The following is a 21,424-nucleotide window of genomic DNA, read 5'->3' as shown; positions in this document are numbered from 1 at the left end:
TGTTGGGATGCAGCGGTTTACTTGATGAGGGCGGGGACGTCCATGCCGAGCCACCGGTTGTAGGACTCAGAGGCGGCCTTGCTGATGTTGTAGTTCATGATGAAGTTGTTCAGGTAGTTGAGCCACAGCTGGTCGCCCATCTTGATGCCGAAGGACACGAACGACGGCGCCAGTGGGGGAGCATCGAGCACCCGTACTGCATCGCCCTGGCTCGCGCGGACTCCGGCGACCACCGCCGTGCTTTCCATCAGCGCGTCCACCTTTCCGCTACGCAGGGCTTGGATGGAGTCGGCAACGGCTTCGAACAGGCTGGGCTTGGCCTGCGGGAACTCGGCTTCCAAGATGGTGGCCGGCACACTGCCGCGGGTCGAGGCAACGGTTCGGCCGGCAAGGTCGTCGTAGCGCCGGATCGGACTGTCCGTGGGCACCACGACCAGCTGTCCCTCTGACGCATATGGCCGCGTCAGTGCGACCACCTGGGCCCGCTCGTCGAGGTTGGTCAGCGCGGCGATGATGACGTCGGCTTTTCCGGTCTCGAGCATGGGAATTCGGCTGGCGTTGGTGGCGCTGACGAATTCCACCCTGGCACCGAGTGAGTCGGCGAGAGCTCTGGCCTTGTCGATGTCGAAGCCTTCGTACTCGCCAGAGCTGTTCATCACGCCATATGGAGGGGCATCCGCGAAGACCCCGATGGTGATCTTCTTCGAGGTCAGCACCTTGCTCAGGACGCTGCTCTGGGAGGTGCCGGTCTGACCCGACGACGTACACCCGGCCAGCACCAGCGCGGTGATGGCGGCAAGGGCGGCGAACACGGCGCGGAGGGCTCTACGCATGAATGTCCTTTGTTCAGAAGATTTTTCAGGTTGAGGCCGGATAGACACCGCGCCCCGTTTGGATAAATCAGAGATTATCTATAATCTGTAATCTACGCAACAGTCGCACGTGGCATCGTCTGCGCCGAACGGGAGCAGACGGCTGCCTAGGATTGACCCCACTGGGCAACCCTGGCGACCATTTGTAAAGGAGAACGACCGTTGACGGAGGCGCTGGAACCACTGGCGGTCGTCCCGTTGCCCGCGTCCCGACGTCATCAGATCGCTGACTGGCTGCGAGAGCAGATCGTGAAAGGCGGCTTGGCGCCCGGTGCGCAGCTCAAGCAGGATGTGCTGGCCGCGCACCTGAGCACCAGCCCCGGTCCCGTGCGAGAAGCCCTTCGGCAGCTGGAAAGTGAAGGCTTGGTGCATCACATCCCCAACCGGGGGGCATTCGTGGCGACGGTGAGCGCCGACGAACTGTTGGGGGTGTTGCTTCCGGTGCGGTTGTCCATCGAGCAGTTCGCGGTCGAGAAGGCAAGCGTCGATCCGACCGTGCTGGCCGAGCTGGAGCGGCTGGTGGCGCTCATGGACGATGCCGCGGCGGCCGATGACCTGGATCAGCTCAACGAACTCGACGTGCTGTTTCACGAGACGATCGTCAAAAGCGCCCGCTCTGAACACGCGATGCAGCTGTGGGCCAGTGTGCAACCGCGCATCCGGATGCAGATCCACCGGCTCGCCAGGCGCCACGAGAGCCCGTTCGCGATCCCCGAAGAGCACCGCGCGCTACTGCACGCGATCAGAACTGGTGGGCCGGAGGTGCGCCGCTCTGCGCTCGACGCCCACATCGTCGCCAGCGCCCGCGAGTTGCTTTCCGTCGCCGAGCCCGACTGAACGTCAATCAATCTCCCCGTTCCGCTTGCGTAACACCGCGGCTCACGCCACGGTGTACGGATGACAGCGGCTGAGCCCAGTACCGACGGTTCCTATCGCGACCGGATCGCGGCGGTCGAACCGGGCGGGAACGAGTTCATCGCCGAGGCCGACCGGCACGGCAAACCCAGCCAGTTGTTCTGGACCTGGACTTCGCCGAACCTCGAATTCGCCACGATCTTCCTGGGCGTGCTGGCGGTCTCGGTCTACGGCATGACGTTCTGGCAGGCGGTGGCCGGCTTGGCGCTGGGCACCGGGCTCGGGGCACTCGCGCACTATTTCCTGTCCAAGCGTGGGCCGCTGCATGGTGTTCCGCAGATGGTGCTGGGCCGGCTGGCGTTCGGCTTCAGGGGTAATGCCGTGCCGTCGCTGCTGATGACGGTGACGGCGGGCATCGGATGGTTCGCCACGAACAGCGTCAGCGGTGCGTTCGCGTTGTCCACCTTGTTCGGCATCGCGCCGGTACTGGCCCTGGTGTTGGTCGTGGTGGTCCAGACCGCACTGGCGGTGTTCGGGCACAACCTGGTTCAGGCCTTCGAGCGGTGGGCGTTCCCGGTGCTCGCGGTCATCTTCGCGATCACCTCTGTGGTGATACTGACCAAAGCCGATCTCGGCGCCCCCGCTGTCACCGGCGGTGTCGGCGGCACGGGTGGGTTCCTGCTGACGGTGGGCACCGCGTTCGGATATGTGGCGGGGTGGGCGCCCTATGCCGCCGATTACACGCGGTACCTGCCGCGTTCGGCGGCCGGTCCGCGCACCGGGTTCTTCGCTGCCGCAGGGCTGTTCGTGTCCTGCATGCTGCTGCAGACGGTGGGTGCGGCCTCGGTGACCATCGGCCCGGCGGTCTCCGACAATCCGACCACTGCGTTCACCTCGGAGCTGGCCCCGTGGCTGGCGAGCCTGACCCTGTTGGCCATCGCGATCGGCGCCGTCGCCGCCAATGCGATCAACATCTATTCGGGTGCAATGGCTTTCGTGACCATCGGGATCAAGCTGCCGCATCACATTGCCCGGGCGCTGGCCACCGCCTTCTTCGGGATCGTCGGATTCCTCATCGCCTGGTGGGCGCTGGCCGACGCCGCGGCGAGCTACGAAGCCTTCTTGCTGATCATCGCCTACTGGATCGGGCCGTGGCTCGGCGTGGTGTTCGCCGATGAGTACCTGCGCGGTGACCAGCCCGTCGCACACTTCCTCTACGACCGGTCCTACACCAACTGGCCCGGGCTGGCGTCGTTCCTGATCGGTCTGGTGGTATCGGTGACGTTGTTCTGCAACCAGACGAAGTTCATCGGCTACATCGCGCGGGAGCTGCCGCAGTTGGGCGATATCACGTTCTTCGTCGGGTTCCTCATCGCCGGTGCGTGCTACCTCGTGTTTTGCCGTTCTCGAATCCAGACCGAAAGGGTGCCGGCGTGACCCCGGAACAGATGCTCGACGTCGCTGTCGAAGAGGCACGGAAAGGGTTGGCCGAGGGCGGTATTCCCATCGGCGCCGCCTTGTTCAGCTCGGACGGGACATTGCTCGGATCCGGCCACAACCGGCGGGTGCAGAACGACGACCCGTCGACCCACGCCGAGACCGACGCGTTCCGCGCCGCCGGGCGCCAGCGCGGCTACCGGTCCACCGTCATGGTGACGACGCTCTCGCCGTGTTGGTACTGCAGCGGCCTGGTTCGTCAGTTCAACATCGGCGCGCTGGTGATCGGGGAGAGCCGCACCTTCACCGGCGGCCATGACTGGCTGGCCGAGCACGGGGTGGCGGTTACTCTGCTCGACGATGAACGCTGCGTGGCGATGATGGAGGAATTCATCGCAGAGCGGCCCGATCTGTGGGCGGAGGACATCGGCGAATGAGCGCCATAGCCACTGTTGACATGTCCCGGTGGTACGCCGGCGGGGCCGAGGCTGACGCGGTTGCCGCCGAGGTCGACGCCGGACTTCAGCGAGCCGGGTTCATCGTCGTCACCGGCCACGGTGTGGACCCGGATCTGGCGGCGAAGGTTCGTGCGGCCAGCCGGGAGTTCTTCGCGCTGCCCGACGAGGTCAAGCAGGACTACTCGGTGCCGGTCGGCGGGCACGGCTGGATCGGGCCGGGCGCCGAAGCCAACGGCTACGCGGAGGGCACCGAGACCCCGCCCGATCTGAAGGAGAGCTACAGCCTGGGCGCCGAGACCGCGACCGGAGATTCCGAGGTCGACCGGATCTGGTTTGCGCCCAATGTGTGGCCGGCCGAGGTACCCGCGCTGCAGACACTCGTCGACGAGTACACCGCCGCGATGCGGAAGGTCTCCGACGACCTGCTGGCGTTGTTTGCCCACTCCCTCGGGCTGCCGGTCAATCCCTTTGTGGCCCTGGCGAACCGGCCGACGTGGACGATGAACATCAACCACTATCCGCCGGTGAGTGTGGTCGGCGAGCCGGAGCCGGGGCAGTTCCGGATCGGCCCGCACACCGACTTCGGCACCGTGACGGTCCTGGACCGCGAGCCGGGCGCCGGTGGGCTGCAGGTGTATTCCGAGCAAGAGGGCTGGGAGGATGCGCCGTGGGAGCCGGGATCGCTCACGGTCAACATCGGTGATCTGTTGGAGTACTGGAGTGGCCGGCGCTGGCCGTCGGGTCGCCATCGTGTACTGCCGCCGCAGCCGCACGCTCCCGAAGAGGACCTGGTCTCGTTGATCTACTTCTACGAGGCCAACCACGATGCGCTGGTCACGCCGTTGGAGCCACCCATCGGCAAGGTCGCAGGCCTGGAGCCGGTGACGTCATCGACCTTCATCAAGGAACGCCTGGATGCCATCACCATCGGCTAGCTCGACCCGGACCGCGTCGAGTTCGGCGAGCTGATCGGCACTGAGCGTCAGCTCACCGGCCGCCAGATTCTCCTGCAGATGGCTGATCGACGCAGTACCGGCGATGAGCAGCGTGTTGGGTGAGTGGGCGAGCAACCAGGCCAGCCCGACCTGCGCGGCGCTGGCCTCGGCCTGGCTCGCAATCCGTTGCACCACAGTATTTTCGGTGACCTTCGGCAGGCCAGGGAACCCCGAGCCCAGGGGGAAGAACGGTACCCAGGCGATGTCCTGTTCCAGGCACAGCGCCAGTTCGTCCTCATGCCTGCGGTTGAGCACGTTATAGGCGTTCTGCACACACACGATCCCGGCGGGCAGTGCGCGCCGCAGGGTGTCGAGGTCGACATTGCTGATCCCGATCGCGCCGATCTTGCCCTCGTCGCGCAGCGCGATCATCTCGGCCAACTGGTCGTCGAGGTCGACGACCTGATCGCCCTCGGCGGTCAATCCCGGGCCGATGTCGGCTCGGCGCAGATTCACCACCGGTATCTGCTCCAGGCCGAGGCCGGCCAGGTCGAGTTCGACGGCGGCTCGTAGATCAGCAGGATGCTGGGCCAGCGCCAGTGGGACCGGCCCTGTCGCCGGGCGGGCTCCGACCTTGCTGACGAGCACGATGTCGTCGCCGTACGGTGCGAGTGCGTCCCGGATCCGACGGTTCACCACGCCGTCGTCGTAGAACGATGCGGTGTCGATGTGATCGGCACCGAGTTCGACCGCGCGGCGCAGTACCGCCACGGCGTCGTCATCGGACACGGCGTGCCCGAGTCCCATGGCGCCGTATCCGATCCGTGCGACGGTATGTCCGCCGAGGGCGGCGGTGCCGCCGGGGTGCGATGTCGTCATCGTTGCGCTCCAGGAATGTCATAATCGGAGGTGATGCGGAGGACCCTCCGCTTCTGCAGCGTAGCAAAACGGAGGAGCCTCCGCTATGGCCGAACGGGCTGATGCGCGCCGTAACCGCGAACGGCTGCTCGCAACCGCCGCGGCGGCTTTCGCCATGTCCGACGGACCGGTCTCGCTGGAGGCCATCGCGCGCGACGCCGGGGTGGGAATCGGCACGCTCTACCGCCATTTCCCGAACCGTGAGGCGCTCATCGAGGCCGTCTACCGCGCCGAGCTCGCCGAGGTCTCTGCCACCGCCGCCGACCTGGTCGGCCGATATTCACCGCCGGTGGCCCTGCGCCGGTGGATGGATCGCTACGCCGCGTTCGTCGCCGCCAAGAAGGGCATGGCCGAATCGCTGCGCGCCATTTTCGAATCCGGCGCGGTCGACCACCGCGACACCAGGGCCAGCGTCGTCGGAGCGGTGCAGACACTGCTGGACGCCGGTGTCGCCGACGGCAGCCTGCGCACCGACGTGCTGGCCGAGGACATCGTCTCCAGCATGCTCGGAATCTTCCTCGCCAGTGGCTCGGCCGAGCAGGCCCAGCGAATGCTCGACCTGCTCCTGGCGGGTATCCAGGCCGATAAGGGACTGACGCGCTAGGACGTGGGCGTCGGGCCGGCGTGATTGAGGGTGAAAAATCCCGTCGTCAAGGGTTTCCTGGCGTCACGGTGTTCGGACGCCACCACCTCGGCCATCGCCGGGGCAGCCTGCGGCGCGAACAGAAACATCAACTCACGGTGCGGCACGGCTGCGACGATGTCGTCGCCGAGGAACCGGGTCATGCGCTCGTAGAGCCCCGAAGCCACCAGTGTGGTTGCCGCGAGCCAACTTCCGCCCGCTACGACGGTCGGCGCTCCGGCAGGGCCCCGATCGAAGAACTCCAGCGCTATCTGTCCGGCCGACAACGCCGTGGACAACGCTCCGTCGGCATGCCGGTAGGCAGTCGGCAGATCGATTCCGGCACCGGCCACAGCCTCCGCGTCCACCGCTGCCAGGATCTGCGCCTCAGCGGGGCCGGTCGGGGTCACCAATGCCAGGGAGAGACCGTGACCGATCCGGCGCTGAGAATGCGCACGGGTCGACAGTGCGTCGGGATAGTCGTCGGGAACCAGATACGGGTAGATCTGATCGAGGTGGATCGTCGACGGTGCCTTGCCCCGCCGACGTCGGAGCCAACCGCTCATCTCCATACCGTCATCCTGCGCTATGGCCAGGCGGAGTTACCGACCAGTTAGGGTTACCCGCATGCGCGTCTACATCGGTGCCGACCACGCCGGATTCGAGTTCAAGCAGACCATCATCGAGCACCTCGAGAAGACCGGCCACGAGCCGATCGACTGCGGTGCCTACGCCTACGACGCCGATGACGACTACCCGGCGTTCTGCATCGACGCGGCGGTCAAGACCGTCGCCGATCCGGGCAGCCTCGGCATCGTGCTGGGCGGCTCGGGCAACGGTGAGCAGATCGCCGCGAACAAAGTGCCCGGCGCCCGCTGTGCCCTGACCTGGAGCGTCGAGACCGCCAAGCTGGCCCGCGAGCACAACAACGCGCAGCTGATGGGCCTGGGCGGACGCATGCACAGCGAGGAGGAGGCACTGGCCATCGTCGACGCGTTCCTGTCGACGCCGTGGTCGGAGGCCGAGCGGCACCAGCGCCGCATCGACATCCTCGCCGAGTACGAGAAGGACCACGTGGCCCCGCCGGTTCCCGGCGCGCCTGCCTGACCCATGCCCGAAGGGCACACCCTGCACCGGCTGGCCCGGCTGCACCAGAAGCGGTTCGGCCGGGCACCGGTGGTGGTGTCCAGCCCGCAGGGCCGATTCGCCGACGGTGCGGCCGCCGTCAGCGGCCAGGTGTTCAAACAGGCCGACGCCTGGGGTAAGCACCTGTTCCATCACTACCACGGTGGCCACGTGGTGCACATCCACCTCGGCCTGTACGGGGCATTCACCGAAGCGCCTGTGCCACTGGGCCTTCCGGTCGGCCAGGTGCGGATGCGGATCGTGGGCACCGATTACGGCACCGATCTTCGCGGCCCCACCGTGTGCGAGGTGATCGCCGAGCCCGAGATCGCCGATGTGGTGGCCCGCCTCGGGCCCGACCCGTTGCGCAAGGATGCCGATCCCGCGCTGGCCTGGAGGCGAATCAGCAAGTCCCGCAGGTCAATCGGGGCGTTGCTGATGGACCAGTCGGTGATCGCCGGGGTGGGCAATGTTTACCGTAGTGAATTGCTGTTCCGTCACCACATCGATCCTTACCGGCCGGGGACGCACATGGAGCAGGCCGAATTCAGTGACATGTGGACCGATCTCGTCGCGTTGATGAAGGTCGGCGTACGGCGGGGCAAGATCGTCGTCGTCCGCCCCGAGCACGATCACGGCGCCCCGTCCTATGGCCCGGGCCGCCCCCGCACCTACGTCTACCGCCGGGCCGGGGAAGCGTGCCGGGTATGCGGGGCAGGGGTGCGCACCGCAGAACTGGAGGCGCGCAACCTCTTCTGGTGTCCCGACTGCCAGGTGTGAGTGGGCTCGGCACGCCCGTCACGCGAGCGCGTCAGAAGCCGCCGAAGTCTCCGAAATCGCCACCGAAGTCGCCGCCACCGTCCCAGCCGCTGGCGTCGGTACCACCCCAGTCGCCACCACCGGCGTCCCCGCCGTCGAAACCGCCACCGTCGCCACCGGTGTCCTGGCCCGCGGCGAGACCGTCGGAATAGCCGTCACCGTAACCGTTTTCGAAACCCTGTGCGCCGTAGTCGACTCCGTGCATTCCGGAGAACATCGCATCGAACAGCAGCACCGACCCGAGGCCCCAGGCGCCGGCAACCAGGGCCGGCTTCCACCACGGCTCGGAGTACCAGCCGGCGGGCACCGGGCGTCCGGCGACCCGGCCACCCGGGTAGTAGTTCGGGGTGCGCTCCGAGGGCGAGGGGGATGCCTCGATCTCGCGGCCGTCGAAGTTGATCCGGCGGTCCTCGGTCACGGCGCCGGCCGCCCGCTGCCCGGTCAGCGATTCCAGCTCGGGGCCGGGATCCATCCCCATGGCGGTACGGGCCGCGCGCACGTAGTAGAGCCCCTCGATGGCGCTCTCCTTGGCAAGGGCAGCCTGCTTGGCCGTGGTGGCCTGATCGATCTGCGAGGACGCCGCGGTGTAGCGCTCGGAGGCGTCGGCCAGCGCCTGCTTGGACGCATCGTCGGAGCCGGTGAGGTTCAGGACCTGCCCGCCCAGGCGCTCGATGAGGCGGCGGGCGTCAGCCTTGGCGTCGGCCAGTGACTCCGCGGAGCGGCGGCCGTTCGCCTTCGACGAGCTGTAGACGACGAATGCGATCGCGGCGATGACCAGGACGATGAGTACCAGCAAAACGCTGTTCATGGCGTCCAGCGTACCGACGGGAAATGGTGTTTCCGGGTCCTCGTAGAGAACTCAAATTACGCCGAGAGCGGAGTACACCTCGTTGGACAGCGCGACGGTCCGCGGGTCGGCGTTGCACTTGGTGGCGTCGAAGCGGTTCATCACATACGCGTAGCCGATCCGGTGCTCCAGGTCTACGAACGCGAACGAGCCGCCCGACCCGCCGTGCCCGAAGATGCCGGTGTTCGGCCCGGCCACACCGCGTTGGTTGAGCATGTAGCCCAGACCCCAGCCGTGATCGGCGACCCGCGGACCCAGCACCACGTCGGAGTCGAATCCGCCCTGGGAGATTCGGCACCGCTCCATGTGTCCGCGGGTGAGCAACTTCTCCTGGGCCAGCGCGTTGTAGAAGGTCGCCATGCCGAGAGCCGACACGTGCGCGTTGGTACTCGGGAACTCCGCCGAGCGCCAAGCGTCCAGTGCCTGTACGCCCAACTCGTCGTCGGGCACGAAGTCCATCGACACTGCCCAGCCGGCCATCGGATGCTCACCGAGAGAGCCCGGCGGCTGCCTGACCCCGTTGTCGGCCAGCAAGCTGCGCACCGACGGCTTGTTCACCATCTCCGCGCATCGGTGATGCTGCCAGGCGGGCAATCCGATGTGGATGTCGGCGCCCAGCGGTTCGGCGATCTCGGTGCGCAGATACTGACCGATGGTCCGGCCGGTGACACGGCGAACGACCTCGCCGAGGATGAATCCGAACGTCACGACGTGGTAGCCCTGCGCGCTGCCCGGCGGCCACCACGGTGTCGCGGCCGCGATCTTCGAGCACACCGCGTCCCAATCGGTGACCTCGCGCCAGTCCATCGGCTCGCGGGGGCCGATCACGCCCGAACGGTGCCCCAACACCATCGCGATGGTGACGTCCTGCTTGCCGGCCTGGCCGAACTCGGGCCAATAGCGGGCCACCGGTACATCCAGGTGGATCTCGCCGCGATCGGCCAACAGATGGATGCAGGTACTCAACAGCCCTTTGGACCCTGAATAGACGCTGGCCAGGGTGTTCTGCTGCCACGGCCTGCTGCCGGCGGCGTCGGCGGATCCGCCCCACAGATTGACCACCAGATCGCCCTCGACCCAGACCGCGACAGCGGCCCCGACCTCGCCGCGCTCGGCGAAGTTGGTTTCGAAGGCACCGCGCACGTTGTCGAATTCCGGTGCGCACGTGCCTGCGATGGCGGTCAGTACGGGCATGCGACTCCTGCACAGGTGGGGCTCTACGGCAGCGGTGCGAGAACCTGCCTCAGCGCGCGGCCATGTCATCTTCAAGATCGGTCGGTCTAACCCACCCGTTACTCACGGTAGGTGGGCCGCAACCGCGAAGCACCCCCGAAGTACGGATCGAAAACCATTCGAGACGGGGCCGTGATGATCGGGGAGTGTCCTGCCCATTGCCGATCGCGCGTGCCGATCGCGCGCCGATTTCTACGCCAGGGGTCGTGGATCGTGGCAGGGCGCGCGTCGTCTCCTACCTCAGGGTCGTGCCGCCGACCTGGCAACGACCATCTGGTAGAAATCGGCGGGCCAGGCGGCGGGCCAGGCGGTCGGGCCAGACCTCATCGACTGCGAAGGGCGGCCAGCCCCGGGCCCTCGAGTTCGTGGACGACGGCCTCGACGCGTCCGGCCATCGCCAGCAGCAGCGCCTCGCCCGGCCCGTGGATCTCGGCGCCGCGGCCGGCTGACCAGTCAAGGTCGTCGGCGACCAGTCGCAGACCGCGGGTGCGCCAGGCCCCACCGATCACCGGGCTGGTGCGCGCGAAAACCAGCGAGGCCAGCAGCGCATCGGCTGAAATCGTGCGTGGCATCCCCAGCGGGCGCCGGATGTCCTGTTGGTGGATCAGGCATTCGATGAGGGCCACGCGACAGCCGTAGAGCGCGCCTGCGCCAGACGGGTCGGCGCCGGAACGCATCATCGCGCGCAACTCATGGGGCGTAAGCCCCTTGTTGGCTTTGTGCGCAGATTCATTGAGCCGGTCTACCTGCCCGCGAGCGGTCACCATCGCGGTGGTGAGCTGCAGCCGGGTCTGCCCGAGGTACGCGATGGTGTGGGCGACGACGTCGCGGACAGTCCAGTCGCCACACAGTGTCGGCGCCTGCCACTGCTGCGGGCTCAGAGTGTCGAGCAGATCGGCGAATTCCTGGCGTTCTCGGCGCGCCAGTGCGCGGACGCTGATCATCCCGTTGGAGAAATCATTTCGGGGCTAGGAATATTGCCGTCACATCGCGCCGGCGCTGAATTGAACAAACTGACAATTTCGGCGGTATGCGTATTTGCTCGGTAGCTGCCGCCGGCAGAAGTGGCTCCGCCGACCGGGGGACAGGGGTCGGCGGAGCCAGTGGTTGTCCTGCTCAGTGACCGACGGGCGTGCCGCGTCGGCCCGACAGGGCTGTGTAGATCGCGATCAACACAATCGCGACAACGACACCGACCACGAACGGGACGATGGCGAATCCGCCGTTCGAGTTGGTGTATCCGACGGCAGCGGTGAGCCAGGAGCCGATGAGGGCTCCTGCGATACCGAGCACGACCGTCATCAGCGTGCTCAGATTCTGCCGACCGGGCATGATCAGTCGTGCGAGAGCGCCGATGATCGCGCCGACGACGACTGCGGTGATAATTGCTCCAATCATGTCGCTGCCTTTCTGCAACGTTGATGTGGTAGTTCCCACTTTCCTCCGGTTTGCGGCCGCTTGCCACTGCCGAAATTCGCGCGATACCAAATCGGTGCATTATTCGCACTGAGCCGACCAAGGGCATACCCGAATCCATCGGTTCGAACCAATTGCGCACGCCGGATGGGTAGATGTGTTAACCAGGCGCAATGATGAAAATCGCCCTGGCCGGCGCCCTCGCTGCCACCGCTGCGAGCACGGCATCCGTCCTGGCTCCGGTCGCTCACGCGGATCGTGTCGAACCACCGCCGCTGTACGGGCACTACGACTTGCTCATCGACTTCTCGAAGCAGACATTCAACGGAGTGCCGACACCGATGAATCCGCTGACGGTGCCCGTCGAATTCAGCACCCAGTGCGACGTGAACGGCTGCGTCGCGCGTATGGACAACACCGACGACCATGCCCGCAACCCAGGCGCGCCCGTGGCTTACCAGTACACGTGGATGAACGACCGTTGGGAAACCAGCGGTGAGTATCCCTACTTCTGCGATCGCAACGATCCCGGCAGCGCCGTGACGGCCCAACGCTCGGACTACTGGATCCCGAATGCTGACGGCAGCTTCTTCGGAGAGCGGACCCTCGTGATCGGGGGAGCCGGATGCCCCGGCGAGGGGCCAGGCACCCATTGGCTGCCGATTTCGATCACGCCCGTCGCCCCGCCACCTGGGCCGGCGCGGTGATCAGCGCCTGTGCCGGATTCCCCGTCAAGACCTGCGATGGCGGTCCGGAGAAACAAGAAGACCGCCCCATCAGGGCGGTCTCTGTGGAGCGGGCGACGGGAATCGAACCCGCGTAGCTAGTTTGGAAGACTAGGGCTCTACCATTGAGCTACGCCCGCATGTGCAGCATCAGCACTGTACCGGTGTGCCCCCGATCAAAGCCAATTGAATGCTCTGTGCCGTGAGCACGTAGTATCTCGCGTGGTCCGTTCGTGGGTTTTACCGCAGCGGATCGAGCACCACCACGGGGTGTAGCGCAGCTTGGTAGCGCATCCGCTTTGGGAGCGGAAGGCCGCAGGTTCAAATCCTGTCACCCCGACTCACCACCAGTATGAAAGAACTATCTAGGAGCACAGAACAGTGAAGAGCACGGTCGAGCAGTTGAGCCCCACCCGGGTGCGCATCAATGTGGAGGTGCCCTTCACCGAGCTTGAGCCCGATTTCGATCGCGCCTTCAAGGCGCTCGCCCAGCAGGTCCGTCTGCCCGGCTTCCGTCCGGGCAAGGCCCCGCGCAAGTTGCTGGAGGCGCGGGTCGGCCGCGGTGCCGTGCTCGAGCAGGTCGTCAACGATGCACTGCCGGCCCGCTACAGCGAGGCCGTCACGGCGTCCGACGTCAAGCCGCTGGGTCAGCCCGAGATCGAGGTGACCAAGCTGGAGGACGGCCAGGAGCTGGCGTTCACCGCCGAGGTCGACGTGCGTCCCGAGATCACCCTGCCGGAGTTCGACGCGCTGAAGATCACCGTCGACCCGATCCAGGTCGACGACGACGAGGTCGACGCGGAACTGCAGTCGCTGCGGGCCCGTTTCGGCACCCTCACCGGCGTCGAGCGTGGCGCTCAGGAAGGCGACTTCGTCTCGATCGACCTGTCGGCCACCGTCGACGGCACCGAGGTGCCCGAGGCCGCCACCGAGGGCCTGTCGCACGAGGTCGGTTCCGGTCAGCTGATCGAGGGCCTCGACGAGGCGATCACCGGCCTGAAGGCCGGCGAGTCCAAGATTTTCACCACCAAGCTGGCCGCGGGCGAGCACGCCGACAAGGACGCCGATGTGACGGTGACCGTCAAGTCGGTCAAGGAGCGCGAGCTTCCCGAGGCGGACGACGAATTCGCTCAACTGGCAAGCGAATTCGACACCATCGAGGAGCTCAAGGAGAGCCTCATCGAGCAGGTGCGCCGGGTCAAGAGCGTCCAGCAGGCCGAGCAGATCCGCGACAAGGCCGTCGAGGCGCTGCTGGAGCAGACCGAGGTCCCGTTGCCGGAGAAGATCGTTCAGGCGCAGATCGACGACGCCCTGCACAACGCGATCCACGGCCTCGACCACGACGAGGACAAGTTCGCCGAGCAGCTGACCGAACAGGGCAGCAGCCGTGAGGAATTCGACGCCGACAACAAGGCGAACGCCGAAAAGGCCGTCAAGACCCAGCTTTTGATGGATGCCGTCGCGGACAAGCTCGACATCCAGGTCGGCCAGAACGACCTCACCGAGCGGCTCGTGCTGATGTCGCGTCAGTACGGCATCGAGCCCCAGCAGCTGATCCAGATCCTGCAGCAGAACAACCAGCTGCCGGCCATGTTCGCCGATGTCCGTCGCGGCCTGACGATCGCCGCTGTGGTGCATGCCGCCACCGTGACCGACACCGACGGCACCGTGATCGACACCACGGATTTCTTCGGTCCGGCCGAGGCCGCGGAGGCCGAGGGTGAGCAGGCCGAGGACGAGCAGGGCGACGAGGCGGCCGAAAAGACCGCCGACGCCGCCGAATGACGCTGTGAGCGAACGTGCCCCCGTACGGGAGTGCGTGGCGCCCCAGTTTCGTTAGTGTCGTCGTAGTGCCAACGCGTTTACCGAAGACGTAGAAGAAAGCAGGTATCCAGTCGTGACTGACATGCGTTCGAACGGGAGCGGGTTCAGCCTCGTCGACTCCGTCTATGAGCGCTTGCTTGCCGAGCGGATCATCTTCCTGGGTTCCCAAGTGGACGACGACATCGCCAACAAGCTGTGCGCGCAGATCCTGTTGCTATCGGCGGAGGATCCGACCAAGGACATCCACCTCTACATCAACTCGCCGGGCGGTTCGATCAGCGCCGGTATGGCCATCTACGACACTATGGTGCTGGCGCCGTGCGACATCGCCACCTATGCGATGGGCATGGCGGCCTCGATGGGTGAGTTCCTGCTGGCCGCGGGCACCAAGGGCAAGCGCTACGCCCTGCCCCACGCCCGGATCCTGATGCACCAGCCGTTGGGTGGTGTCACCGGTAGCGCCGCGGACATCGCCATCCAGGCCGAGCAGTTTGCGGTCATCAAGAAGGAAATGTTCCGGCTCAATGCCGAGTTCACCGGACAGACGATGGAGCGCATCGAGGCGGACTCCGACCGCGACCGCTGGTTCACTGCGCCCGAAGCCCTGGAGTATGGGTTCGTCGACCACATCATCACCAGCGCCAATGTCAACGGCACCGGACCGGGAGCAGGACTAGACAAATGACCGACCTCACTCATCCGTCGTTGGACGCCCGCCTCCAGCCGCAGGCCCGCTACATCCTGCCGTCGTTCATCGAGCACAGCAGCTTCGGTGTCAAGGAATCCAACCCGTACAACAAGCTGTTCGAGGAACGCATCATCTTCCTCGGCGTGCAGGTGGACGACGCGTCGGCCAACGACATCATGGCCCAGCTGCTCGTGCTGGAGTCCCTGGATCCCGACCGTGACATCACCATGTACATCAACTCGCCCGGTGGCTCGTTCACCTCGTTGATGGCGATCTACGACACCATGCAGTACGTGCGCGCCGACATCCAGACGGTGTGCCTCGGGCAGGCCGCCTCGGCCGCCGCGGTGCTGCTGGCCGCCGGCACGCCCGGTAAGCGTCTGGCCCTGCCCAACGCCCGTGTGCTGATCCACCAGCCGTCGCTGGGTGGCGTGATCCAGGGGCAGTTCTCCGATCTGGAGATCCAGGCCGCCGAGATCGAGCGGATGCGCACCCTGATGGAGACCACCCTGGCCCGCCACACCGGAAAGGATCCCGAGCAGGTCCGCAAGGACACCGACCGGGACAAGATCCTCACCGCCGAGCAGGCCAAGGACTACGGGATCATCGACACGGTCCTGGAGTACCGCAAGCTGTCCGCGCAGGGCAGTTAGCCACGGCCGGCATATCCCGCGCAACCACAGCCCGATGACACACGCCCTGCCCGGTCACCTCCGGCGCGGGGCGTGCGTCGTCAGCGGGACTGCGGAAATCGCGCTGACCTGCGTCGGCGACGGCCTTCGAGCGGTCGCGGTAACGTCGGTCGCGGCGAATGCCACACACCGGCCACGTCGCTCGGCCATTCGTCGCCGATCCGTGACGACACGCCAGGGTCACAGTCAGCGTGCCAACGGGTGGCCGGCCGCCAGGAGAGATATGTTCTCCTGCACACGAACAAATACCACCGGGGCGATTCGGCCTTATCGGTCGCACCGCAACGGAACGAACGGGTAGCGTCGGGTTTACGCCCGAGGTTTACTCAGCAACTGGCGAATCGACAGACTGCTAACAGGAAGTAGGACCCCCCCACATGGCGCGCATTGGAGACGGCGGTGACCTGCTGAAGTGCTCGTTCTGCGGCAAGAGTCAAAAGCAGGTCAAAAAGCTCATTGCCGGCCCGGGCGTGTACATCTGCGACGAGTGCATAGATCTGTGCAACGAGATCATCGAGGAGGAACTCGCCGACGCTGACGACGTCAAGCTCGACGAGCTGCCCAAACCTGCGGAGATCCGGGACTTCCTCGAGGGCTACGTCATCGGTCAGGACACCGCGAAGCGGACGCTGGCCGTGGCGGTCTACAACCATTACAAGCGGATTCAGGCGGGGGAGAAGTCCCGCGATTCGCGTACCGAGCCGGTCGAGCTGACCAAGTCCAACATCCTGATGCTCGGCCCCACCGGCTGCGGTAAGACCTATCTGGCGCAGACGCTGGCCAAGATGCTGAACGTGCCGTTCGCCATCGCCGATGCGACGGCACTGACCGAGGCCGGGTATGTGGGCGAGGACGTCGAGAACATCCTGCTCAAGCTGATCCAGGCCGCCGACTACGACGTCAAGCGCGCCGAGACCGGCATCATCTACATCGACGAGGTCGACAAGATCGCCCGCAAGAGCGAGAACCCGTCGATCACCCGCGATGTCTCCGGCGAGGGCGTGCAGCAGGCCCTGCTGAAGATCCTGGAAGGTACGCAGGCCTCGGTTCCCCCGCAGGGCGGCCGTAAGCATCCGCATCAGGAGTTCATCCAGATCGACACCACCAACGTGCTGTTCATCGTGGCGGGTGCGTTCGCGGGCCTGGAGAAGATCGTCTCCGACCGGGTCGGCAAGCGCGGTCTGGGCTTCGGCGCCGAGGTGCGGTCCAAGGCCGAGATCGACACCCAGGACCATTTCGCCGAGGTCATGCCCGAGGACCTGATCAAGTTCGGTTTGATCCCCGAGTTCATCGGCCGTCTGCCGGTCGTGGCCTCGGTGACCAATCTGGACAAGGAGTCCTTGGTCAAGATCCTCTCCGAGCCGAAGAACGCCCTGGTCAAGCAGTACGTGCGGCTGTTCGACATGGACGGCGTGGAGCTGGAGTTCACCGAGGAGGCGCTGGAGGCGATCGCCGATCAGGCCATCCACCGCGGTACCGGCGCCCGTGGCCTGCGCGCCATCATGGAGGAAGTCCTGCTGCCGGTGATGTACGACATCCCCAGCCGCGACGACGTCGCCAAGGTGGTCGTCACGAAGGAGACCGTGCAGGACAACGTGCTGCCGACCATCGTGCCGCGTAAGCCGTCGCGTTCCGAGCGTCGCGACAAGACCGCCTGAGTCCTCTCGCGAACAGACACAAAACTGCCCCTTTTCACTCGAAAAGGGGCAGTTTTGCGTCTGCTGGGCGTTAGTTGGTGACTCGATCGGGCCGGGCGTAGATGTTCATCGACTCGCCGCGCAGGAAGGCGACCAGGGTCAGACCGGACTGGCTGGCCAGGTCGACGGCCAGCGACGACGGCGCCGACACCGCGGCCAGCACCGGTATGCCCGCCATCACCGCTTTCTGGGTGAGTTCGAATGACGCCCGGCCGCTGACGAGCAGGACGGTTCCGGTCAGCGGAATCCGGTCCTGCTCCAGGGCCCAGCCGATCACTTTGTCGACCGCGTTGTGCCTGCCGATGTCCTCCCGCACCACCAGCATGGTGCCGTCGGTGGTGAACAGCGCCGCACCGTGCAGACCACCGGTCGAGGCGAAAACCTTCTGGGCAGCCCGTAATTGGGCCGGCATCGCCGAGAGGGTCTCGGCGGTGACGACCGACGGATCATCGCCCGGGCAGTGCTGGCTGATCAGCCGGACCGCCTCAAGGGAAGCCTTGCCGCACACCCCGCATGACGAGGTGGTGTAGAAGTTGCGGGTCACATCCACCGCCGGCTTCGGTACGTTGGAGGCCAGCGTCACGTCGAGCACGTTGTAGGTGTTCTGTGACAGGCCTGAGCCGTCGTCGGTGGCGCCGCGGCAGTACCGCACCGTGAGCACGTCATCCCGGTGCCGGATGATGCCTTCGGTCAGCAGAAACCCTTGCGCCAGTTCGACGTCGGAGCCCGGAGTGCGCATGGTGACGGTCACGGGGGTGCCGTTGATCCGGATCTCCAGCGGCTCCTCGACCGCCAGTGTTTCCGGGCGGGCCTCAGCCGTGGCGCCGGTCAGGTGGTGGGCGCGGCGACGGGCGGTCACGCGGCCCATCAGCGTTTCTCCAGTCTGATGACGATGGCCTTGGAAACCGGGGTGTTCGACTTCTCCGCGGTGTGGTCGAGCGGCACCAGCGGATTGGTCTCGGGGTAGTACGCGGCGGCGTTGCCGACCGGGGTGGAATAGGGCACCACCAGGAAGTCGTCGGCGCGCCGCTCCTGGCCTTCGAATTCCGACACCAGGTCGACACGGTCCTCGGGGTCGAGCCCTAAACGGTCGATGTCGACGGGGTTGACAAACACGACGCGGCGACCGCCCTTGACCCCGCGGTAGCGGTCGTCGAGGCCGTAGATGGTGGTGTTGTACTGGTCGTGGCTGCGCAGCGTCTGCAGCACCAGCCGCCCCTCCGGGACCGGGACCCACTGAAGTGGATACACCGAGAAGTTGGCTTTGCCTGTGCTGGTGCGGAATTCGCGGGAATCGCGCGGGGGATGGGGCAGCTGGAAGCCGTCGGGCCGGCGCACGCGGGTGTTGTAGTCCTCGCAGCCGGGCACCACGTCCGCGATCGCGTCGCGGATGCGGTCGTAGTCGGCGTTGAACAGCTCCCACGGCACCGGGTGCTCTGGGCCGAGCAGGGTGCGGGCCAGTTGGCAGACGATGGCGACCTCGCTGCGCAGGTGGTCGCTGGGCGGGGTCAGGTTGCCCCGTGACAGGTGCACCATCGACATCGAATCTTCCACGGACACGAGCTGTTTCCCGCCGGCCTGGTAATCCTTGTCGGTGCGGCCGAGGGTGGGCAGGATCAGCGAGGTGCGGCCGTGCACGAGGTGGCTGCGGTTCAGTTTCGTCGAAATCTGAACGGTGAGAGCGCAACTGCGCAGCGCAGCCTCGGTGACCTCGGTGTCAGGGGTGGCCGAGACGAAGTTGCCGCCCATCCCGATGAACACCTTCGCGCGGCCGTCGCGCATCGCGCGGATGGCGTCGACGGTGTCATGACCGTGCTTGCGGGGGGTGGTGATGCCGAACCTCTTGTCCAGCGCGGCGTGGAACGACTCGGGCATCTTCTCCCAGATGCCCATGGTGCGATCGCCCTGCACATTGGAGTGGCCGCGCACCGGGCATACCCCGGCACCGGGCTTGCCGATCATGCCGCGCAGAAACAGCAGGTTGGTGGCTTCGCCGATGGTCGCCACGGCGTGCCGATGCTGAGTCAGACCCATCGCCCAGCACACCACGGTGCGCTGCGAGGCGATGAGCAGGTCTGCGACGCGCTGTAACTGGGCCCGGTCGACTCCGGTGGCCGCGGTCACGGTGTCCAGGTCCACGGCCCGGGTTTGCGCGGCGTACTCCTCGTACCCGGCGCAGTGCGTGGCGATGAACTCGTGGTCGACGACGGTGCCAGGAGCACGTTGCTCGGCTTCCAACAACAGCCGGCCCAACCCGGCGAACAGGGCCATGTCCCCGCCGATGCGGATCTGCACGAACTCGTCGGCGATGGCGATGCCGTGCCCGACGACGCCGTTGACCTTCTGCGGATCCTTGAACCTGATCAACCCGGCCTCGGGCAGCGGATTGATGGCAATGATCTTGGCGCCGTTGGCTTTCGCCTTTTCCAGCACCGACAGCATTCGGGGATGGTTGGTGCCCGGATTCTGTCCGGCGATCAGGATCAGATCGGCCTCGGTGACGTCCTCGACGGTGACCGACCCCTTGCCGATGCCGATCGACTCGGTCAGTGCGGTACCCGAGGATTCGTGGCACATGTTCGAGCAGTCCGGCAGATTGTTGGTGCCGTAGCTGCGGACCAGCAGTTGATACAGGAACGCGGCTTCGTTGCTGGTGCGCCCCGACGTGTAGAACAGCGCCTCGTCAGGGGAGGCCAGGCCGTTGAGCTCGTCGGCGATCAGCCGGTAGGCCTCGTCCCACTCGATGGGCCGGTAGTGGGTTTCACCGGGGCGCAGCACCACCGGGTGGGTGAGTCTGCCCTGCTGGGACAGCCAGTATTCGGGTTTGGCATCGAGCTCGTCGACGGTGTGCCGAGCGAAGAATTCCGGCGTCACCACCCGCTTGGTGGCCTCCTCGGCGACCGCTTTGGCGCCGTTCTCGCAGAACTCGGCGAGTTTGCGGCCGCCGTGTTCCTCGGGCCACGCGCATCCCGGGCAGTCGAAGCCGTGTCGCTGGTTGAGTCGCGTGAGCGCGGCCGCGGTCCGCAGCAACCCCATCTGCTCGAACCCACGCTGCATGCTGACCATGACAGCCTTGACCCCGGCTGCTTCGTGCTCGGCGCCGGTACTGACGACGTTGTGCTCGTCGTAGTCGGCATCGATGTCCTTGGCAGTGGTCATGAACCCAATCTAGTCCCCGGAAACGGCGGGCCGTGTCGCATGGCGGCGGTCGGCATTCGATATTTCACATGCAGTGATAGATGCTTTCTATCGAACCGGACGAAGGCGGAGAGCCATGGCAAGTGACGTGCTGCTGCAGCAACTCGACTACCTTCTGGCGCTCGCGGCCGAGCGGCATTTCGGCCGAGCGGCCGCGCGGTGCCACGTGAGTCAACCGACGCTGTCGGTGGCGATCCGCCGCCTGGAGCGCGAGTTGGGCATCGTCATCGTGCAGCGGGGGCATCGGTTCGAAGGATTCACCGAAGAGGGGCATCGGGTTGTGACGTGGGCCCAGCGGATCGTCGCAGAACGCGATGACATGCTCGCCGATATCGACCGGATGCGCGGACGGTTGACGGTCACGGCCCGGATCGGTGCAATCCCGACGGCGGTGCCCGTCGGCCCGTTCATCACCACCGAGTTTCTGCGCCGCAACCCGGCGGCGTCGGTGCGCATCGAGGCGTTGTCCTCACGAGAGATCGCCCGCCGGCTGGCCGACTTCGAGATTGACGCTGGGTTGACCTATCTCGATGACGAGGCCCCTCCCGGAACCAGGTCGGTAGAGATGTACCGGGAGCGATATGTCCTGCTGGCACTGGCCGACCATGTGCTGATGCGTCAACCGGAGATCGCGTGGTCGGATGCGGCCGGACTGGAACTCTGCGTGCTGACCACCACGATGCGCAACCGGCGCATCATCGACGCCAACATGGCCGCTGAAGGAGTGGGCTATCGCCCTGTGGTGGAGGCGGATTCGGTCGACGCGCTGTATGCGCACCTGACGAACTCGTCGCGCGCGACCATCGCCTCCACCGCATGGTTGCCACAGCTCGGAATGCCTCCAGGCTTTGCCGCGCGGCCGATGGTGCAGCACGGTCCGCGCCCGGCGATCGGCCTGGTGGTGCTCGACCGTGCGCCAGCCTCGATCGTGGCGGCTGCGCTGGTCGAGGTGGCCTCCGATCTGGATCTGAGCACCAGGATCGATGCCCGGCCCGTTACCGGTGATTTGAACCGTTGACGCGGCCGTAACAAGTTTGCCACAGGATGCCCCTACGGTTGGCCG

Annotated in this window: 22 protein-coding genes and 2 tRNA genes; 14 read left to right on the top strand and 10 right to left on the bottom strand. The window is 66.1% G+C overall.

Annotation, left to right across the window (positions count from 1 at the left end; translation table 11 throughout):
• Positions 1-17: 17 nt before the first annotated feature.
• Positions 18-833, bottom strand: a complete 816-nt coding sequence (locus tag H977_RS0121350; RefSeq protein ID WP_029109780.1) for a transporter substrate-binding domain-containing protein — start codon at positions 831-833, stop codon at positions 18-20.
• Between the two features lie 201 nt (positions 834-1,034).
• On the opposite strand from H977_RS0121350, the gene H977_RS0121345 reads away from it, so the two are divergent.
• From H977_RS0121345 to H977_RS0121330, 4 genes are read left to right on the top strand one after another with little or no spacing between them, the layout of a single operon-like run.
• Positions 1,035-1,709 carry a GntR family transcriptional regulator gene (locus H977_RS0121345; RefSeq protein WP_029109779.1) on the top strand — a complete coding sequence of 225 codons (675 nt, stop codon included), beginning with the start codon at positions 1,035-1,037 and terminating at the stop codon, positions 1,707-1,709.
• 60 nt (positions 1,710-1,769) lie between these two features.
• Complete coding sequence (locus H977_RS0121340; RefSeq protein ID WP_029109778.1) at positions 1,770-3,164, top strand: purine-cytosine permease family protein; 1,395 nt, start codon at positions 1,770-1,772, stop codon at positions 3,162-3,164.
• Complete coding sequence (locus H977_RS0121335; RefSeq protein ID WP_029109777.1) at positions 3,161-3,601, top strand: nucleoside deaminase; 441 nt, start codon at positions 3,161-3,163, stop codon at positions 3,599-3,601. The genes H977_RS0121340 and H977_RS0121335 overlap by 4 nt, the downstream gene beginning before the upstream one ends.
• Complete coding sequence (locus H977_RS0121330; protein ID WP_029109776.1) at positions 3,598-4,557, top strand: isopenicillin N synthase family dioxygenase; 960 nt, start codon at positions 3,598-3,600, stop codon at positions 4,555-4,557. Before H977_RS0121335 ends, H977_RS0121330 begins: the two co-directional genes overlap by 4 nt.
• Here H977_RS0121330 and H977_RS0121325 read toward each other — a convergent pair.
• The gene (locus H977_RS0121325; protein WP_029109775.1) at positions 4,510-5,436 is read right to left on the bottom strand and encodes an aldo/keto reductase; all 927 of its coding nucleotides are present in this window, start codon (positions 5,434-5,436) and stop codon (positions 4,510-4,512) included. The genes H977_RS0121330 and H977_RS0121325 overlap by 48 nt on opposite strands.
• 85 nt (positions 5,437-5,521) lie before the next feature.
• Between H977_RS0121325 and H977_RS0121320 the strand changes: the two genes are divergently transcribed.
• A complete protein-coding gene (locus H977_RS0121320) occupies positions 5,522-6,079 on the top strand; it encodes a TetR/AcrR family transcriptional regulator (protein WP_029109774.1) in 558 nt (185 codons plus the stop codon).
• Here the strand turns inward: H977_RS0121320 and H977_RS0121315 are convergent.
• Positions 6,076-6,663, bottom strand: a complete 588-nt coding sequence (locus H977_RS0121315; RefSeq protein ID WP_155946749.1) for a hypothetical protein — start codon at positions 6,661-6,663, stop codon at positions 6,076-6,078. The genes H977_RS0121320 and H977_RS0121315 overlap by 4 nt on opposite strands.
• A 61-nt stretch (positions 6,664-6,724) precedes the next feature.
• On the opposite strand from H977_RS0121315, the gene H977_RS0121310 reads away from it, so the two are divergent.
• Positions 6,725-7,204 carry a ribose-5-phosphate isomerase gene (locus H977_RS0121310; protein WP_029109772.1) on the top strand — a complete coding sequence of 160 codons (480 nt, stop codon included), beginning with the start codon at positions 6,725-6,727 and terminating at the stop codon, positions 7,202-7,204.
• Between the two features lie 3 nt (positions 7,205-7,207).
• Entirely contained in the window at positions 7,208-8,002 is a 795-nt protein-coding gene (locus tag H977_RS0121305) for an Fpg/Nei family DNA glycosylase (RefSeq protein ID WP_029109771.1), read from the top strand.
• 31 nt (positions 8,003-8,033) lie between these two features.
• On the opposite strand, the gene H977_RS0121300 is transcribed toward H977_RS0121305, so the two are convergent.
• The 4 genes from H977_RS0121300 to H977_RS0121285 form a co-directional block, all read right to left on the bottom strand.
• Positions 8,034-8,849, bottom strand: coding sequence for a hypothetical protein (locus tag H977_RS0121300; RefSeq protein WP_029109770.1), 816 nt, complete (start codon positions 8,847-8,849; stop codon positions 8,034-8,036).
• A 51-nt stretch (positions 8,850-8,900) separates the two neighbouring features.
• Positions 8,901-10,082: a serine hydrolase domain-containing protein gene (locus tag H977_RS0121295; RefSeq protein WP_029109769.1), complete on the bottom strand. Its 1,182-nt coding sequence runs from the start codon at positions 10,080-10,082 to the stop codon at positions 8,901-8,903.
• Positions 10,083-10,444: 362 nt separating this feature from the next.
• Positions 10,445-11,065: a maleylpyruvate isomerase family mycothiol-dependent enzyme gene (locus H977_RS0121290; RefSeq protein ID WP_029109768.1), complete on the bottom strand. Its 621-nt coding sequence runs from the start codon at positions 11,063-11,065 to the stop codon at positions 10,445-10,447.
• 172 nt (positions 11,066-11,237) lie between these two features.
• On the bottom strand, positions 11,238-11,519 hold the full coding sequence (locus H977_RS0121285; RefSeq protein ID WP_029109767.1) for a GlsB/YeaQ/YmgE family stress response membrane protein: 282 nt from the start codon (positions 11,517-11,519) through the stop codon (positions 11,238-11,240).
• Between the two features lie 194 nt (positions 11,520-11,713).
• Between H977_RS0121285 and H977_RS0121280 the strand changes: the two genes are divergently transcribed.
• A complete protein-coding gene (locus tag H977_RS0121280; protein WP_029109766.1) occupies positions 11,714-12,244 on the top strand; it encodes an MBOE_33420 family protein in 531 nt (176 codons plus the stop codon).
• An 84-nt stretch (positions 12,245-12,328) separates the two neighbouring features.
• Here the strand turns inward: H977_RS0121280 and H977_RS0121275 are convergent.
• Positions 12,329-12,402: transfer RNA gene (locus tag H977_RS0121275), tRNA-Gly, on the bottom strand.
• Positions 12,403-12,528: 126 nt separating this feature from the next.
• Between H977_RS0121275 and H977_RS0121270 the strand changes: the two genes are divergently transcribed.
• From H977_RS0121270 to clpX, 5 genes are all read left to right on the top strand, one after another.
• A tRNA-Pro gene (locus tag H977_RS0121270) sits at positions 12,529-12,602 on the top strand.
• A 41-nt stretch (positions 12,603-12,643) separates the two neighbouring features.
• Entirely contained in the window at positions 12,644-14,047 is a 1,404-nt protein-coding gene (gene tig / locus H977_RS0121265; RefSeq protein WP_029109765.1) for a trigger factor, read from the top strand.
• Between the two features lie 121 nt (positions 14,048-14,168).
• Positions 14,169-14,771, top strand: coding sequence for an ATP-dependent Clp protease proteolytic subunit (locus H977_RS0121260; protein WP_029109764.1), 603 nt, complete (start codon positions 14,169-14,171; stop codon positions 14,769-14,771).
• The gene (locus H977_RS0121255; protein WP_029109763.1) at positions 14,768-15,427 is read left to right on the top strand and encodes an ATP-dependent Clp protease proteolytic subunit; all 660 of its coding nucleotides are present in this window, start codon (positions 14,768-14,770) and stop codon (positions 15,425-15,427) included. The genes H977_RS0121260 and H977_RS0121255 overlap by 4 nt, the downstream gene beginning before the upstream one ends.
• A gap of 416 nt (positions 15,428-15,843) precedes the next feature.
• Complete coding sequence (gene clpX, locus H977_RS0121250; RefSeq protein ID WP_029109762.1) at positions 15,844-17,124, top strand: ATP-dependent Clp protease ATP-binding subunit ClpX; 1,281 nt, start codon at positions 15,844-15,846, stop codon at positions 17,122-17,124.
• Between the two features lie 70 nt (positions 17,125-17,194).
• Here clpX and fdhD read toward each other — a convergent pair whose 3' ends face one another.
• Both fdhD and H977_RS0121240 read right to left on the bottom strand, forming a co-directional pair.
• Positions 17,195-18,031 carry a formate dehydrogenase accessory sulfurtransferase FdhD gene (fdhD, locus tag H977_RS0121245; protein ID WP_029109761.1) on the bottom strand — a complete coding sequence of 279 codons (837 nt, stop codon included), beginning with the start codon at positions 18,029-18,031 and terminating at the stop codon, positions 17,195-17,197.
• Positions 18,031-20,322, bottom strand: a complete 2,292-nt coding sequence (locus H977_RS0121240) for an FdhF/YdeP family oxidoreductase (RefSeq protein ID WP_029109760.1) — start codon at positions 20,320-20,322, stop codon at positions 18,031-18,033. The genes fdhD and H977_RS0121240 overlap by 1 nt, the downstream gene beginning before the upstream one ends.
• A 115-nt stretch (positions 20,323-20,437) precedes the next feature.
• Here H977_RS0121240 and H977_RS0121235 point away from each other — a divergent pair, with 115 nt between their 5' ends.
• Entirely contained in the window at positions 20,438-21,379 is a 942-nt protein-coding gene (locus H977_RS0121235) for a LysR family transcriptional regulator (RefSeq protein WP_029109759.1), read from the top strand.
• Positions 21,380-21,424 lie beyond the last annotated feature (45 nt).

It is taken from the genome of Mycobacterium sp. URHD0025, from assembly GCF_000426065.1.
In the GTDB taxonomy this organism is placed as follows: Bacteria; Actinomycetota; Actinomycetes; order Mycobacteriales; family Mycobacteriaceae; genus Mycobacterium.
Note: the sequence above shows the minus strand (reverse complement) of the source record. Positions and strands in the feature narration are given on the sequence as shown.

Bases quoted from the DNA above. Each gene is read 5' to 3' on its own strand.
- H977_RS0121255 (WP_029109763.1), top strand. From the start codon at position 14,768: ATGACCGACCTCACTCATCCGTCGTTGGACGCCCGCCTCCAGCCGCAG.
- fdhD (WP_029109761.1), bottom strand. From the start codon at position 18,031: ATGGGCCGCGTGACCGCCCGTCGCCGCGCCCACCACCTGACCGGCGCC.
- H977_RS0121235 (WP_029109759.1), top strand. From the start codon at position 20,438: ATGGCAAGTGACGTGCTGCTGCAGCAACTCGACTACCTTCTGGCGCTC.
- H977_RS0121315 (WP_155946749.1), bottom strand. From the start codon at position 6,663: ATGAGCGGTTGGCTCCGACGTCGGCGGGGCAAGGCACCGTCGACGATC.
- H977_RS0121280 (WP_029109766.1), top strand. From the start codon at position 11,714: ATGAAAATCGCCCTGGCCGGCGCCCTCGCTGCCACCGCTGCGAGCACG.
- H977_RS0121305 (WP_029109771.1), top strand. From the start codon at position 7,208: ATGCCCGAAGGGCACACCCTGCACCGGCTGGCCCGGCTGCACCAGAAG.
- H977_RS0121320 (WP_029109774.1), top strand. From the start codon at position 5,522: ATGGCCGAACGGGCTGATGCGCGCCGTAACCGCGAACGGCTGCTCGCA.
- H977_RS0121300 (WP_029109770.1), bottom strand. From the start codon at position 8,849: ATGAACAGCGTTTTGCTGGTACTCATCGTCCTGGTCATCGCCGCGATC.
- H977_RS0121240 (WP_029109760.1), bottom strand. From the start codon at position 20,322: ATGACCACTGCCAAGGACATCGATGCCGACTACGACGAGCACAACGTC.
- H977_RS0121330 (WP_029109776.1), top strand. From the start codon at position 3,598: ATGAGCGCCATAGCCACTGTTGACATGTCCCGGTGGTACGCCGGCGGG.
- H977_RS0121295 (WP_029109769.1), bottom strand. From the start codon at position 10,082: ATGCCCGTACTGACCGCCATCGCAGGCACGTGCGCACCGGAATTCGAC.
- H977_RS0121350 (WP_029109780.1), bottom strand. From the start codon at position 833: ATGCGTAGAGCCCTCCGCGCCGTGTTCGCCGCCCTTGCCGCCATCACC.
- H977_RS0121310 (WP_029109772.1), top strand. From the start codon at position 6,725: ATGCGCGTCTACATCGGTGCCGACCACGCCGGATTCGAGTTCAAGCAG.
- H977_RS0121340 (WP_029109778.1), top strand. From the start codon at position 1,770: ATGACAGCGGCTGAGCCCAGTACCGACGGTTCCTATCGCGACCGGATC.
- clpX (WP_029109762.1), top strand. From the start codon at position 15,844: ATGGCGCGCATTGGAGACGGCGGTGACCTGCTGAAGTGCTCGTTCTGC.
- H977_RS0121260 (WP_029109764.1), top strand. From the start codon at position 14,169: ATGCGTTCGAACGGGAGCGGGTTCAGCCTCGTCGACTCCGTCTATGAG.
- H977_RS0121285 (WP_029109767.1), bottom strand. From the start codon at position 11,519: ATGATTGGAGCAATTATCACCGCAGTCGTCGTCGGCGCGATCATCGGC.
- H977_RS0121325 (WP_029109775.1), bottom strand. From the start codon at position 5,436: ATGACGACATCGCACCCCGGCGGCACCGCCGCCCTCGGCGGACATACC.
- H977_RS0121290 (WP_029109768.1), bottom strand. From the start codon at position 11,065: ATGATCAGCGTCCGCGCACTGGCGCGCCGAGAACGCCAGGAATTCGCC.